We start from the raw sequence: 16,158 nt of genomic DNA on the forward strand, positions 1-16,158 counted from the left end.
CTTTTTAATATTAACATTACTGATTTTCATCAGATTCACAGAGCAATGATTCTAACTGATTTTGCTCCTCAATAGAAAGGGGTTGGCCGTTTTTATTTGAAACGATAAAAACATCTTCCGCTCTTTCACCAAAAGTAGTTACTTTTGCCATATGAACAATCAGACTACATGTTTGGAATACCTGCCCTATTTCGGCGAGTAATCCAGGTCTATCAAGAGTGACAATTTCAATAGATGTATACTGACGATTGGTTTGCTCAATAAAGCTAACTTGCGTACGAACTTTAAACTGTCTGATTTTTTGCGGAATTGGTCGCTTGATCAAACAAAGATCTTCTTCACTTTTCAGTGCAGCAATTAATGATGTTTTAATATCATCAGCAAAATAAGCATCCTTAATCGGCTGACCACGACTATCTAGGATAACAAAGGTATTTAACGTATAGCCGTCTTTCGATGTCAGTATCTTGGCATCATGTATCGACAGTTTTTTCATTCCTAAGTTGGCAACAATTCTTGCAAAAATATTCGAACGAGCCTTGGTATACACAAACACTTCTGTGCCACCGCGATAAGCTTCATCACTGATAAGCACTAGTGGTTGTAACTTATCATGACTAATAATATGACGAGAGTGCCATGATATTTGAGCCGGCGCATAACGTAAAAAGTAATCCGCTTTAAATGTTTTCCAAAGCGGCTTGATTGTTTCTTCCGTTATCCCTTGTTCATTTAACAACACCATCGCTTTGACTTGGTTTTCACGAATATTAGTACGCGCGTTAACCGGTTTTTCTAAACCGCGTCGAAATGCTCGCTTGGTTGAAAAATAAAGCTCTTGCAATAAGTTAGACTTCCAGCTATTCCATAGACTTTCATTGGTTGCACGCATATCAGCAACGGTTAAACAATAAAGGTAATCAAGGTGAGCTTGGTCGCGCACAACCAGCGCAAATTCTTTAATTACGTCAGGGTTTGAGATATCTTTGCGCTGCGCGGTAACCGACATTAATAAGTGGTATTTAACCAACCAAGAAATCATTTTAGTGTCTGTATCGGTTAAATTGTGCATTTTACCAAATGCCAAAGCATCAACTGCCCCTAACTCACTGTGCATCCCGCCTCTACCTTTAGCAATATCGTGAAATATGCCAGCCAAGTAAAGAATATAAGGTTTGCGAATACGTTGCACAATTTGACTACACAAAGGAAACTCATGATGATGCTCTTCCAACGTGAAACGATATAAGTTTTTCATTAACCGATAACTGTGCTCATCAACAGAATAAGCATGGAACATATCAAATTGCATCTGACCAACAATATTGCGCCATTCAGGCAAATAGGCTGCGAGGATGTCATGCTTGTGCATAAAATTAAATGCCGGTCCCAAACCTCTAGGGTGACTGATCAATTCGATAAATAATCGACGACACTCAGCGTAGTCATTTAAGCCAGAAATGAGTCGTCGTCTAGCATTACGCATTTGCCTGATAGTACTGCTGTGTATACCTTTAACTTTTGGATTATCGGCAAACGCAAGAAATAGTTTTAAGAATAATTCAGGACGGGTAAAGGCGCGATTGCTCTTCGCTTTAATCAAATTACCAACGATTGAAAAGTGCTTATCTATGTCGGTAACGTCATCGACTTTATCTTTATTTAAAATCGCTTGTTCAAAATGCTGTAATAACATTTCGTTGATTTCACTTACGTAGTTAATGATGCGGAAAAAGCGTTTCATCATACGTTCAATGGCCGCTTTACCATCATCGCCAAAGCCCATCATATTGGCAACAGGGCCCTGGAAATCAAATAGCAATCTATTTTCACTACGGCCAGCAACAACGTGCAATGCAAATCGCATTCGCCATAAATACTCCTGACATTCCATCAGCTCAATGTATTCATTTTCGGTAAGATAGTTGTGCGATACTAAGCCTTCTAAGTCGTTGGCATCAAAGTGTCGCAACGCTACCCAGCTAATATTTTGTATATCGCGCAGACCACCCGGATTAGATTTAAGATTCGGCTCTAACGTATAGGCCGCTCCTTTATATTGTTGATGACGATGAACTTGTTCTTCGCGCTTTGCCACAAAAAATCGTTCCGATGGCCAAAACTTGTCATTCACTAAATAAGGTCGCAACTGCTGCTCAAGCTGTTGATTACCGCATATCAATCGAGACTCAAGTAAATTAGTCGCAATGGTCACATCATTATCAGCTTGCTTCATACATTCTTTAACCGAACGTACACTGTGACCTATTTCTAAACGAACATCCCATAACTCAGTGATAAATGCGCAGATCAGCTGTTCTACGTCTTTGCTGATCTTGTTTTGGGTAAGAATTAAAATATCCACATCCGAGTGTGGATGAAGCTCACCGCGGCCATACCCACCAACGGCTATGAGAGAAATTTGATGTTCATCTAAATGTTGTTGACACCAAACCTTTTTAAGAACCAAGTCGACATACATGGCTCTTGCATAAACCAATTCGTTTACGTCGTAATCTTTAAAGGATTGTTTTTGCCAGTGATAAAATTCATCATTAAGCTCCACCATTTCCTTAGTGGCAAGTGGCGCTGCAGCTATGGCAAGTTTATTTATTAGTTTTTTAGGTAAAATCGATTGGTCAGGCAAGGTTATTCTTCTTTTATTACTCGTCTGCGCTGCAATAGCAGCGCAGGGATTGATTAACTACATGTTGTTTAAATGTCTCGTTATACCAGTTTCTTCTTTGCGTAAAGTAAGAACCTCGCATCCAGTGCTGGTGACTAATAGCGTATGTTCCCATTGCGCTGAGTTTTTGCCATCAACGGTGTAGGCTGTCCAACCATCGTCTTTGTCAAGAACGGTGCCGCCTTTACCTAAGTTGATCATAGGCTCAATAGTAAACGTCATGCCCGCTTGCATTTTGCGGTTATCTGCGTTTTTATAGTGCAAAATTTGTGGTTCTTCGTGAAATACGGTACCAATACCGTGCCCACAAAAATCTTTTACGATGCCGTAACGACCAGCTTTTTTAATGTGCTTTTGAATGCTTGCACCAATATCTGAAAACTTAGCACCCGGCTTAACTTTGCGCATTGCTGCATACAAACTTTCTTGAGTAACACGGCATAGACGACGGTTTTCAGGTGATACATCACCAATTAAAAACATCTTCGATGTATCACCAAAAAAATAAGTTTTATCTTGTTCAGCAGTACCGTCAACATCGAAACTAATCTTACAAGTGATATCGATATTGATCACATCACCATCAACTAAAGTTTGCTCTGATGGAATACCATGACAAACAACGTGGTTAACGGAAGTACAAATCGATTTAGGAAAGCCACCTTCGCCATTTGCATCGGCACCATAATTTAACGGCGCTGAAAGAGCATTGTTTTCTGCGGTATATTTTGCACAAATATCATCAATTTCTTCAGTAGTAACACCGGCCTTGACGTGAGGTTCGATCATTTCTAAAACGCTTGCTGCTAATTTTCCAGCAATGCGCATATTTTCAATTTGTTGTTGAGTTTTTATCGAAATACTCATGGATTTCCTTTATAAATTAGGCTTAAAAGCCAATAAATCGTAATTTTTAATGGGCCAATAATATCGTATAAATTAGCAACACTCTAGTATTCAAACAATCTGTTTTAACTATAGCTAATATTCAATTAGCATATAGACGACTTAACATTAGCTAAGTGACAGCGTTACTGACTGATAAGTGTTTGTGCGTATGCTCTCGCTTTCGCTAAATCTTGCTCGGTATCTACGCCTTCAACATCACTTCTATCACTTGCTACTTGCACATGAATACGCTCACCTTGGTATAACACTCGCAGCTGTTCAAGCGCCTCTATCTGTTCAAGTTCACTGCTAGGCCAACTTACATAATCTTTAATAAAGCCTGCGCGGTAGGCATAAATACCAATATGACGTAAATAGAAGTCACCGATCGTTTGAATGTCATCAACATTTAAAAATCGGTTGCGATCGTATGGCACTGTCGCCCGAGAAAAATAAATCGCATAACCGTCTTTATCGCATAACACTTTCACCGCATTAGGGTTTAAGGCTTCCTCTACAGAGTCAATCTTTACCGCAAGAGTCGCCATTCTGGCTTTATCTTGGTTTGCTAAATTCATTGCCACTTGCTCAATATTACTGCTTGGAATAAATGGTTCATCGCCTTGCACATTGACAATAATCTCATCGCCATCAAACTGATATTTATCGACAACTTCTGCTAATCGTTCGGTGCCTGACTGATGACTACTTTTAGTGCGGCATACTTCAAAACCAGCGGCACTAACCACCGCTTCTACTTGAGCATTGTCAGTAGCAATAATCACCCGCTCTGCCCCAGACTTTTTGGCTTGTTCGGCAACCCAAAGGATCATCGGCTTATCAGCAATGTCTAATAATACTTTGCCCGGTAAACGTGTTGATTCAAATCGGGCTGGAATGACAACAGTAAATTTCATTAGCTACGCTCTTCTTCGTTGAGTTTTCGTGCCTCTGTTTCTAGCAATACTGGAATATCTTTTTCGATAGCATAGGCAAGATGATCGAATTTGCATATCAGCTCATTGCGTTCTTTATTTACATCTAATTTCCCCTTGCATACAGGACAAGCAAGGATGTCTAATAACTTAATATCAAAGGCCATAATTATTACATCTCGTTAAAATTAATTCGATAAGTTGCTCACCTTGAGCGTCGTTAAATTGAGCATCAACAGGTAAATACCAACTATTTTGATGACAATATTCTTTACACTTTACCGCGTCTTTTTCGGTCATTAACAGCGGTATGTCTTCACTAAAACTAGAAAAATCTTGTTCGCTAAAGTGGTGATGATCAACAAAACTACGTTTTTGCGCCAAACTAAAACCTAGTTCAGATAAGGTATTATAGAACCGATCAGGGTTGCCAATACCCGCCATAGCATTAACTTTGCCGGCACTGCATTGTTGTTGCAAAAACTGTTCAACCGATAAGCGTTGTTCAGTTTTAAGATTTATCAACTCTTGGCCACGCAACAACATAACTGTTTCGCCGACATCCGCTAAACCGCCATTTACGATCACACTATCGACCGTTTTTAATCGCCACAAGCCTTCTCTAAGCGGGCCAGCAGGCATTAACCAACCATTACCGAAGCGACGTTTTCCGTCGACGATAACCAATTCAACGTCTCGTTTTAATCGATAATGTTGCAAACCATCGTCGCTGATAATAAGAGTACAACCTTCAGCGATTAAACGTTCCACACCAGCAACCCTATCTGGACTTACAACAACAGGGACGTTGCAACGTTGATAAATTAACACCGGCTCGTCACCTGCTTGAGTTGGTGTGGTGTCAGCAGTTAATAATAATGGTTGTTCATGTTTTTCACCGCCGTAACCGCGGCTAATCACCCCAACCTTATAACCTTTACTTTGCAATTGCTCAACTAAGTATACGACAACGGGCGTTTTACCATTGCCGCCAACACCGATATTGCCGACGATGACAACTGGCACATCTAATTTAGGAGTGGCAAGAACTTTAATGCGATATAACAAACGGCGGGTTGCAGACAACAGCCAAAATAAAACATTCAATGGCAATAACAACCATTTTATCGGATGATTTTGATACCAAGCTCGTTCGATTAAACGCACAGTCTAATACCTAACCTTATTTTTCAAGGTAAAAGTTAACCATAAAAGTTGCAAATGAAAGCTCATCATTATTCGCCAAACTGGAACGCGTGCAATTGAGCATAAGCACCATCATTTGTCATCAACTCACTATGAGTGCCCTGTTCAATCAACTCACCTTGTTCCATTACCGCAATTAAGTCAGCGTTTTCAATGGTTGATAAGCGATGAGCAATAACAACACTGGTACGGTTCTTTTGCAATTCATTTAACGCGTCTTGAATATGGCGTTCAGACTCTGTATCTAATGCACTGGTCGCTTCATCTAAAATCAAGAACGGCGCATCACATAGCAGTGCTCGTGCGATTGCTAAACGTTGGCGTTGACCGCCACTTAACATTGAACCATTTTCTCCGATTTCGGTATCTAAGCCATCGGGTAAGTTGGCAACAAATTCACTAACATGAGCGCTCTTAGCCGCTTGTTCAATTTCTTCGCGACTCGCATCTGGACGACCGTAAGCAATATTATTGGCAATAGTGTCATTAAATAGCACCACTTGCTGCGACACATAAGCAAACTGTCGGCGCAAATCTCTTAATTTATAATCACGAATATTTTCGCCATCAATTAACACTTCGCCTTTATCAACATTATAAAATCTCAACAATAACGAGCTTAACGTTGATTTACCGCTGCCTGAGCGCCCGACTAAAGCGATGGTTTTACCAGGTTGTACTTTCAAACTTAGGTCTTTGATCGCCAACTTATCACTACCTTGATAGCTAAAACAAACATCTTTAAGTTCAATATCACCACGTGCTTTTTTCAGTTCTAATGCGCCCTGATCTTGCTCTACTTTTTCGTCTAACACTTCAAAAATACTTTGACCTGCAGCCATGCCTTTTTGAAACTCACTGTTGACAGTGGTGAGTAACTTAAGTGGTCTTAACATCATGATCATTGATGTCACTACGGTTGTAAAAATACCCGGCGTTAATACCGCTTGCATTTCTTCTCTGCTTGCCACGTACAAAACAAATGCTAAACCAAAGGACGCGATAATTTGAATTAACGGGACACTAATCCCCTTAGCCGTTACCATTTTCATCCGTTGCTGGCGATTATTATTATTTATTTTGGCAAAGCGTTTTGCTTCACGTTCTTGACCACCAAAAGTAAGCACGACTTTGTGGCCATTAAAAGTTTGCTCTGTTGCACTCGTTACTACACCCATCATCTTTTGGATGCGTTTACTTACCGCTCTAAAGCGTTTAGAAACAACCACGACAATGATCGATACCACAGGAATGATTAATAAAAAAATCGACGACAGCTGCCATGAATAGTAAAACATGATGCTAATAAGCCCTGTGACAAATGCTCCTTCTCGCACTAAGGTGAGCAAGGCTTTTGACATTGCTTGTAATACTTGCTCTGAGTCGTAGGTTATCTTGGAAATTAGATTACCGGTAGATTCTTTATCATGAAACGGTACAGGCATGGCGATGATGTGCTCAAACAATTGTTGGCGCATACGCATCACTAAATGATTACCCATCCAGGCGAGAAAGTAAGTCGAAATAAAATGGAAGGTACCGCGCAATACAAATGCCACTAAAACAAAGATTGGTGCGTACTTTAAGATATCAGGGTTGGCCTGGGTCAAGCCCTCATCAATTAAAGGCTGAAGTTGAGAAAAAACTAGGGTATCAATTGCGGCATAACCAAGCATGCCAAAAACGGCAAGTGCAAGTCCCAGTCTCAATCCTTTTGTATAACTAAATAAGCGTTTAAAATTCTGCCAAGTGGTAGCAGTTTCTTGCTTTGTCATAACACTCTCTTATGATAATTTCCCAGCGATAATATTAAAATCGAGGGTAATAAACTGATAGACGAAACATTCCCTACCAGTATGATTATTTGCTCAATATCATATCGCTAATTTACTGATAATAATAGCAAATAGCGCACTAACATGAGTGATTAATTTTACGCAGATAAAATTCTATTAAAGATGCTATAAAAAATGCAGTTAAAAGTTTAGCTAAAACATCAGTTACGCCACGGCCAAAAAGGCATCAAGTGTTGATGATAATTTTCCACCGTTATGCCGTCATCATTCAGCTTAAAGCGAACTAAGCCAGCGTCGCTAGTAGTGTAAGTTTTGATGTTTAGTAATTGATAGTTTTGTTGTACGTGCACCACTGGCATGTTCCAGCGATTTAAAAAGCCGCTACTAAATACCGCATAAGTCGGATTGACAGTGCTAAGAAACTCAATTGATGAAGAGGTTTTTGAGCCATGATGAGGAGCAATTAAGATATCACTCGCTAGCGTTAAGTGACTAGCAATAAGGTTTCTTTCTATCTTGGCTGATATATCACCTGGTAATAGCACCACGTGATTATTGCTGCTGATCCTTAATACGCATGAGTGATCATTTTCTTCGCCGATAACTTTATCTGGCGATAGCATCTCGATGCTAAGTCCCTGCCATTCAATCAAACGGCCAGCGATACAATAGTGTTGTTTAGCTTGATGAAAATTATTTGCCAAATTTTTACTTGTATCATCATTAATATTTGCAACTAGATTGGACACCAATGATTGCATTAACAAATACCGCATACCACCACTGTGATCGTTATCACTATGACTGATAAACAAATAATCTAACTGCTCTATAAAACGCGCTCTGATGTAGGGATGAACAATGTTTTGCGAAAAAGTAAACCCAGATGGGAAGGCGGCGCCAGTATCGACCAATATTGCACGCCCTTGCTTTTCGATCATCACAGCTAAGCCATGACCAACATCAAATACAGTAAGTTGCCATTGTTGCTGTTTTTTATCCTTCTCCGACGAATAAAACCTAAACAAAAGTGGACAAAGTATCAAAACACAGGCAATCGAGCACAATTGTTTGGCATTAAAAAATCGAGTTAATCCAGTAGCAACAAGCACAGGTAACAATATTGCTAGCAAAATTGAGCTTACAGATAAATCGACCATAGTTGCATACGGCTGAATCAGATGTAAATAAGTAACAATAAACTGCAATCCCCAAATCGCCACTTGATACAAATACAACGCAGCCTCTTGTGATAGGGGCAAAAGCAAAGTCGCCAACAAAGTGATTGGTATTGATGTTGTTGATAGAAAAGGAATAGCAACAATGTTCGCTAACATCGAAATTGTAGGCAGTTGTGAAAAGGTTAATAAATTCACGGGCGCTAACATGGTGCTGACAAAAAATTGAATAGTTAAAATGCTTAGCAACCATTTAGTTAGTTTTGGATATTTTGCCAGTAAAGCCCGGCTATAAAACAAACCATAAAATATAGCTATCACCGCTAACATAGACAGATAAAAACTAATATCGATAAGAGACAAAGGTTCAATCAAAAAGATAATAAAAACGCTGATCAATAGCCAAGGGATAATCTGTACTTTTATCGCCCATATGCGTAGTGCCAAATAGACACAAATCATCACCAATGCTCGTATTGTCGACATCGAAAATCCTGCTAAATACGCATAAAAACAAGCAATTAACAGACTGATAATAAATGGCAGTAAATAAAGTTTAGAGCTTTGTAGTATTGGTACAGGTAATATATACACCACAGCCTTGCCTAGCAAAAATCCTAATGTCGCGATTAACGATAAATGTAGACCTGAGATCGCCATTAAATGTTGAGTTCCTGTTTGCTTAAGTAATTGCCAATGCTGTTCATCTAAATGAGACTTATCACCGATTGCCAAGGCAAATATATAAGGCGTTAAATGTTGGTCAATAGCAGCAGTTTCAGACTGTGACAATAAACTTAAAATATTCCAATAGGCTTGTTGGCGAATACTTGGCGTGGCATGAGTGACTGAATTTAAGTTTGATGTTTTTACGTAACCTGACACCACAATTCGATGGCTATGCAACCATCGTCGATATGAGAAACTACCGACATTAGCAAAGCCGTGAGCAGGCTTTAATTTCACCAATAGTTTTAATGAATCACCTTGACCAAAACTAAACGCAGGCGCTCGAAAGCTTAGCCTGACTATAAATGGTTGCTCTAACTCGACATTATCAATGCGCATAACGCGAAAATTAAAACGCCTGGTTTGCTCACTATGGGTCACCAGAGACATCACATCCCCCTCAATAGGATGAGGCTTTAAATGTAGGCTTTCCAGCTCAATCGGTGATTGCTGATGCCAGTTAATTAGCGGTTGAACGCTGAGTAGCAAATAGCAAAAACCAAGGGTTATAGGAAAAAATTTACGTACAAATGGAAAAAAGCAGAGACAAAAGCAAGACAATAACAGCGTAAGCAGATAAAATGCATCGGGAATTTCCGGTAACAGTAACGCCAAAAGCGCACCGAAAAGTATTTTTAGCAGCCACCGTTCCATAGTGAATCGTCCTTGTAAATAACTCAGTATTAATGCAATCCATTGCTACACTAGAGTATAGACCTATTTTAATGATACAGTGGCGCGGTTGTCTAAAAGCAACAGCATAAAAATACAGAACCATTTAGCAAATAATAATTCGAATAATAAAAAATCGTTTAAAACAAAGAATCAAATATGCCAAAGAAATTGATAAAACGATGGTTACCAGATCATCAGACTATTAAAACCAATAAACACCTACAGATATTTGGTGATGTGTTACATGACGCCAATTTATGGCATTTGAACCGCCGTTCTGTAGCAAAAGCATTCGCCATTGGGCTGTTCTTTGCATTTATTCCTGTACCGTTTCAAATGATGCTAGCTGCTGGCATGGCGATATTAGCCCATGGCAATTTGCCGCTCTCTGTCGCTTTGGTTTGGATCAGTAATCCTATTACCATCCCACCGATTTTTTATGCCTGCTACAAATTAGGTACGATTTTATTAAATGAACCTCCACAAGAATTTGCTTTTGAACTTAGTTGGCAATCATTAACAGAAACATTAGCCAATGTTGGCGGACCATTTTTACTTGGTTGTGGTGTCGCTGCATGTTTCTTTTCAATTCTTGGCTACACTGCGATTAATCTTATTTGGCGAATATCGGTGCGCAGTAATTGGAATAAGCGCTCAAACCGTAAGTAATACCAAGTAAACAATTATCTGCTCATTTTGATAAAATAAATATATTCAAAAAACATTAGACACAAAAATGGCGATATTAATATCGCCATTTTTGTGTCTGAACTCTGTATTAGCTTTACTTTTTCTGCAGCGCTTCAAATGTTGCTAGTTGTTCAGGTGTTGCAGGTAATTGATGTTTCTCTTTCCATTCACTATATGGCATACCATAAACTTGTTGACGAGCATCATCAATATCAATTGTTTCTCCTTGCTCTTTTGCTTCAGCAACCATCCATTTTGAAAAACAGTTACGACAAAAACCTGCTAAGTTCATCAATTCAATATTTTGTACATCTTTACGCGCATCTAAATGCTTTAATAAACGGCGAAATACCGCTGCTTCAATTTGAGCTTGCTTATCACTAACCACGATTGTTCCTCGATGAGTATTTAATATTTATAGGTTTAGATTGTTATTATCTAATGATTGCGTTTCATCATCTAATTTGACCGGGCGTTCATGCCGTCTAATTTGCACGATCATGCCCATATATGGGTGATCAAAGTAATGGATCTCTCCACTAATGACTCGACGATTTTGTTTAAAAGGTACTAATACTGTTTTTTCAGCGCTTTTGTCGTCACTGTTGCTTACTGTTTTATTCGAATTTAAATCCGTGACATTCGCTTGCACACTAAACTGACTATTAATGAATAGGTAATGATCTAAATGAACATTAAACAAACCATCAATTGTGAACGGCTGCAGTGGTTCGTTCTTATCTTTTCTAACGTCACTTGCTGCAAACAACTTTTCATCTTCACCAAGTCTCACGTCAGTGAGTAACGCTGTTCTATCAAAACTTTCTTGTTCACTGATGGCAATTACTTTCATCAAATGTTGTTCTATTTTCTGCTCTTCAGATAATAGTTGCGGCTCATTTAACAATTGCTGTTCAGAGTTTGCCTGTGACGTTTTCGACACCAACATTAACGTTTCAGGCTGCTCATTCATAGGCCAATTTTCACCTGCCATAAGACGTACTGGTACCGCTTTATTTCGTTCTAAAACAGGTTGACGCCACGCAACATGCAATACCGGTTTAAAGTGCTTTGAACGTTTTAACGAATTAGTGATATGACTTAAGCCAAGATTTTCTTTGTTCAATAAATATGGAACATTTGAATAAATATCTTCATGACCCGAGATCACTGTTGGTACTTGGTAAAAACTATTCGCGATAGCATTATCAAACTGATCAAATGATTGGTCATTACAATCAAGTTGTATGTTCGCTAACTGTTGCTCAATATCAGCTAAATTTTTCTGAATACTGGCTAGCAGATTACTTTGCTCAGCTGACAAATCAGTGTCTGCATCCGTATTCAATTGTTGTAACTGCTGGTCAATATCGGCAAGTTTGTCTGAGCTTGATGTTACAGAAGAAGACGATTTATTGGCGCTTTCAGGACACTCTTTTAATTGTTGCTGATAACTTACCAAGTTATAAAGGTAACTATTAATTAACTGCAGTTCTGGCTTTGAGCTTTGATTCTTGGTGGTTGCATGAAACTCTTCGTTATAGCGTGATTTGTTCATCAACTGCTCAACTAAAATCACTTCAATTTCAAACCAACGTAACTGTTCTTCTTCCTTAATCTCCTCATTAAGTTCTTCGTTCGCTGCTGCATCAACAGCGATTTCAGTCGTTGCAGATTGTGAAAAAGCAGGACTCATAAATAAGCATGCCGCGCAAACTGATATGCTTACTTTCAATTTGCTGAACAAATTCGTTGGATTATTGAAGTTCATATTTAACAGTGTCTTTCCTTTAACTAAATTAGTTTATTGGTTATGCATCTTTGTTAAGACTAGCAAAAAGTTGCTCAATAATAACGAAACGTTGTTTCGCATCTTCAGTCTTAATCGCAAATTTTAATTTATTGGCGCCGTCCATCTTGAATATATTTGGTTGCTGTTGCATTAAACCAATGATAATCATAGGGTCAATACTGGTATTGTTATTAAACTCAACAAAGCCACCGCTATTGCCAGCATCAACGCGACTTATCCCCAATTTTTCGGCTTTAAGTCTTAATTTTCCAATGTGAAATAGGTTTTTAGCGGCTGCAGGAATCAACCCAAAGCGGTCAATTAATTCAACCTGTAATTCATCGAGCGCTTGTTTATTCTTACAGCTTGCAATGCGTTTGTAAAAGGATAATCGCATACTAACATCACCAATATAGTCATCTGGCAATAACGCTGGGACTTTAAGCTCTATCTCGGTTTGCTTTGAGGTTAAATCATCGAGAGACGGTTGCTGCCCCTCTTTCAATGCTGCGACAGCATTCTCAAGCATTTCCATATAAAGGCTAAAGCCAACACTTGCCATTTGCCCTGATTGATCTTCGCCAAGTAGCTCACCGGCTCCACGTATTTCTAAATCATGGGTAGCAAGAGCAAAGCCTGCGCCTAAATCCTCTAATTGGGCGATAGCATCGAGACGCTTAACCGCATCTTTAGTCATACGCTTAGGATGCGGCGTTAATAAATAAGCATAAGCCTGATGATGAGAGCGCCCTACTCGTCCACGTAATTGATGCAACTGTGCTAAACCAAGGTGATCGGCTCGGTCCATCAAAATAGTATTTGCCGTTGGCACATCAATACCAGTTTCGATAATGGTAGTACAAACTAACACATTAAATCGTTGGTGATAGAAATCACTCATAATGCGCTCTAAATCGCGTTCGCGCATTTGTCCATGAGCTGTAACCACCTTAGCTTCAGGCAGTAACTGTTGAATTTCTTCCGACACTTTTTCAATTGTTTGCACATTATTGTGTAAGAAATAAACCTGACCACCACGTAATATTTCACGCAGGATTGATTCGCGGATCAAGGCATCTTCTCGTTCACGGACAAAAGTTTTAACCGCAAGTCGTTTAGCAGGCGGTGTGGCAATAATTGATAAATCGCGCATGCCGCCCATTGCCATATTTAACGTTCTCGGAATCGGCGTCGCAGTTAGTGTTAAAATATCAACATTGGCACGAAGCTTCTTAATTTTTTCTTTCTGTTTGACGCCAAAACGGTGCTCTTCATCAACAATTAGCAATCCTAAATCATGATACTTAATTTCGTTCGACAATAGTTTGTGCGTACCAATTAAAATATCAACTTGACCATTGGCAACTTGCTCTATCACTTGTTTTTGTTGTTTCGCGGTTTTAAAGCGAGACAACACGTCGATGTTAATTGGGTAATTAGCAAAGCGATCACGAAAACTTTCATAGTGTTGCTGGGCAAGTAATGTGGTCGGAACTAAAATAACCACTTGTTTATTATCATTTGCGGCTATAAATGCTGCACGCATTGCCACTTCCGTTTTACCAAAACCAACGTCACCACAAACCAGACGATCCATCACTTTGTGATCGAGCATATCGGCAATGACATTAGTGATTGCGTTTCTTTGATCATCGGTTTCTTCATAACCAAAACTTTGCGCAAAACTAAAGTATTCTTCTTTGTTACGCTTAAATGCATAACCATGACTCTGATCACGTTTTGCATAAATATCGAGCAACTCCGCCGCCACATCTTTAATGCGTTCGGCAGCTTTTTGCTTCGCCTTACTCCAGGTTTCGTTACCCAATTTATGCAACGGCGCGTTTTCATTATCATTACCCGAATAACGAGAAATTAAATGAAGGCTGGAAACTGGCACATAAAGTTTCGCTTCGCCGGCGTAGCTAAGCATTAAAAATTCGGTTGCAACGCCCTGATTTTCAAAGGTTTGCAGACCTTGATAGCGGCCAATACCGTGCTCTATATGAACCACAGGTTGACCAATACTTAACTCAGTTAAGTTTTTAAATATGGCGTCATTATTAACGTCTTGTTGTTTACTACGGCGCCTGCTTTGTTTAACCCGGTCAACAAATAAATCGTCTTCACAGATAACGACTATGTCTAAGTCTTTGTCTTGATAGCAAAAACCATGTGCCAAGGCATTTACGGTAATTGCATATTGTATTGATGAGTTAATAAATTCTGTAACTGAACTAACCGCTTTAGGTTGCAGTTGTTCTCGATTTAATAATTCGAGTAATGCTTCTCGACGGCCTTCAGTCTCGGCAACAAACAGCACTTGAGTATTGGCACTAAGTGACTCTAGATATTGCGCTAACAGTTGCAGCGGTTGTTTTAGTTGATGATTAACCGCGACATCAGCAAGCTTTTGACAGCCAAATGAAAGCCCTTTGGCGGTGTCATTTTGTTGGCGAATATTAACTCGGTCGAATCTTTTCAGCTCTGTAAACAATTGTTCATTGTTTAAAAATAACTGCTTCGGTGACAATAACGGCCTTAATGGATCGTAGCGTCTATCCTCGTAGCGAAACTCACAATCGACGTGAAATTGCAGTAAATGAGAATCGACGTCACCATAAATCATTACTTGCGTTTGCTCAGGTAAATAATCGAATAAGGTGTGCGTATGTTCAAAAAACAGCGGTAAATAGTACTCGATACCGGCAGGCAGTATATTCTTACTTACTTGGTGATAAATGGATTCTTTTTCGTTATTTGCTTTTAATAACTCTCGATACTGACTTCTAAATAAATTTATCGCGTCTTCATCAAATGGAAATTCATGGGCCGGTAATAATTCTACTTTAGCAATGGCATCTTTAGAGCGTTGCGTGTCGACATCAAAGGTACGAATTGAATCGATTTCATCATCAAAGAAATCTAAACGAAATGGCGTTTTTGAGCCCATCGGAAACAAATCTAAAATTGCCCCTCGAGCTGAAAACTCGCCATGTTCGAGCACTTGGTCGACGGCGCGATAGCCGGATTGTTCGAGCTCACGGCGAAGTTGCGCTAAGTCTTTAGTTTCACCGGTTTTAATTAATAACGAGTTTTGCTCGATATAATCTTTTGGTGCGATTCGGTGACTTAAGGTATGAGCCGGCACAATAACTATGCCGGTTTCCATTCTCGATAACTGGTATAGCGTTTTTAATCGTTGTGAAATGATATCTTGGTGCGGAGAAAAGCTATCGTATGGCAGAGTTTCCCAATCAGGGAACAAGCAAATATCAACATCATTGTCGTTTATACTGAGCAATTCATGCTCTAGACGTAAAGCGCTTGCGGTATCTTCTGTCACTAAAAGGGTTAAACTGTCGCCATTGCTGGCACCGTTATAAATTGCAACCGTTGCACTAGAGCCAGGCAAGTTATCCCAATGTTTTTTGTCTTTACTGGTGGCGTTTTTTTTACTGCTTGCCAGAGTTGGGGTAAAAATACTACTTTGCACTGCTTGCTTTACCATATTGAAATTGAAACCAATTGCTTGTTATTAGAGATGAAAACACCGATTTTAGAGCTTTAAACATACAAAGCA

General features: G+C 39.3%; 11 protein-coding genes. 1 reads left to right on the plus strand and 10 read right to left on the minus strand.

Annotation, left to right across the window (positions count from 1 at the left end):
- Positions 1–16 precede the first annotated feature (16 nt).
- From glnD to LT090_RS10400, 7 genes are all read right to left on the minus strand, one after another.
- Positions 17–2,647 (minus strand): [protein-PII] uridylyltransferase, encoded by a 2,631-nt coding sequence (gene glnD, locus LT090_RS10370; protein WP_226996464.1) that lies wholly within the window; start codon positions 2,645–2,647, stop codon positions 17–19.
- A 57-nt stretch (positions 2,648–2,704) separates the two neighbouring features.
- Positions 2,705–3,553, minus strand: coding sequence for a type I methionyl aminopeptidase (map, locus tag LT090_RS10375; protein WP_068547100.1), 849 nt, complete (start codon positions 3,551–3,553; stop codon positions 2,705–2,707).
- A gap of 164 nt (positions 3,554–3,717) precedes the next feature.
- Positions 3,718–4,491: a 3-deoxy-manno-octulosonate cytidylyltransferase gene (gene kdsB, locus LT090_RS10380; protein WP_068547101.1), complete on the minus strand. Its 774-nt coding sequence runs from the start codon at positions 4,489–4,491 to the stop codon at positions 3,718–3,720.
- Complete coding sequence (locus LT090_RS10385) at positions 4,491–4,676, minus strand: Trm112 family protein (protein ID WP_068547102.1); 186 nt, start codon at positions 4,674–4,676, stop codon at positions 4,491–4,493. Before LT090_RS10385 ends, kdsB begins: the two co-directional genes overlap by 1 nt.
- Positions 4,666–5,676, minus strand: coding sequence for a tetraacyldisaccharide 4'-kinase (gene lpxK / locus LT090_RS10390; protein WP_068547103.1), 1,011 nt, complete (start codon positions 5,674–5,676; stop codon positions 4,666–4,668). Before lpxK ends, LT090_RS10385 begins: the two co-directional genes overlap by 11 nt.
- Before the next feature lie 68 nt (positions 5,677–5,744).
- Positions 5,745–7,490, minus strand: a complete 1,746-nt coding sequence (gene msbA / locus LT090_RS10395) for a lipid A export permease/ATP-binding protein MsbA (RefSeq protein WP_068547104.1) — start codon at positions 7,488–7,490, stop codon at positions 5,745–5,747.
- 221 nt (positions 7,491–7,711) lie between these two features.
- Positions 7,712–10,072 carry a DNA internalization-related competence protein ComEC/Rec2 gene (locus tag LT090_RS10400; protein WP_082897219.1) on the minus strand — a complete coding sequence of 787 codons (2,361 nt, stop codon included), beginning with the start codon at positions 10,070–10,072 and terminating at the stop codon, positions 7,712–7,714.
- 177 nt (positions 10,073–10,249) lie between these two features.
- On the opposite strand from LT090_RS10400, the gene LT090_RS10405 reads away from it, so the two are divergent.
- The gene (locus LT090_RS10405; RefSeq protein WP_068547106.1) at positions 10,250–10,762 is read left to right on the plus strand and encodes a DUF2062 domain-containing protein; all 513 of its coding nucleotides are present in this window, start codon (positions 10,250–10,252) and stop codon (positions 10,760–10,762) included.
- 115 nt (positions 10,763–10,877) lie between these two features.
- On the opposite strand, the gene LT090_RS10410 is transcribed toward LT090_RS10405, so the two are convergent.
- The 3 genes from LT090_RS10410 to mfd all read right to left on the minus strand — a co-directional run bounded on the left by LT090_RS10410 (position 10,878) and on the right by mfd (position 16,086).
- Positions 10,878–11,171 (minus strand): DUF1244 domain-containing protein, encoded by a 294-nt coding sequence (locus LT090_RS10410; RefSeq protein WP_068547107.1) that lies wholly within the window; start codon positions 11,169–11,171, stop codon positions 10,878–10,880.
- A 27-nt stretch (positions 11,172–11,198) separates the two neighbouring features.
- Positions 11,199–12,479, minus strand: coding sequence for a CsiV family protein (locus LT090_RS10415; protein ID WP_068547108.1), 1,281 nt, complete (start codon positions 12,477–12,479; stop codon positions 11,199–11,201).
- Positions 12,480–12,594: 115 nt separating this feature from the next.
- Positions 12,595–16,086 (minus strand): transcription-repair coupling factor, encoded by a 3,492-nt coding sequence (gene mfd, locus LT090_RS10420; protein WP_193408701.1) that lies wholly within the window; start codon positions 16,084–16,086, stop codon positions 12,595–12,597.
- Between the last annotated feature and the right edge of the window lie 72 nt (positions 16,087–16,158).

This window comes from Thalassotalea crassostreae (assembly GCF_001831495.1).
GTDB lineage: Bacteria > Pseudomonadota > Gammaproteobacteria > Enterobacterales > Alteromonadaceae > Thalassotalea_A > Thalassotalea_A crassostreae.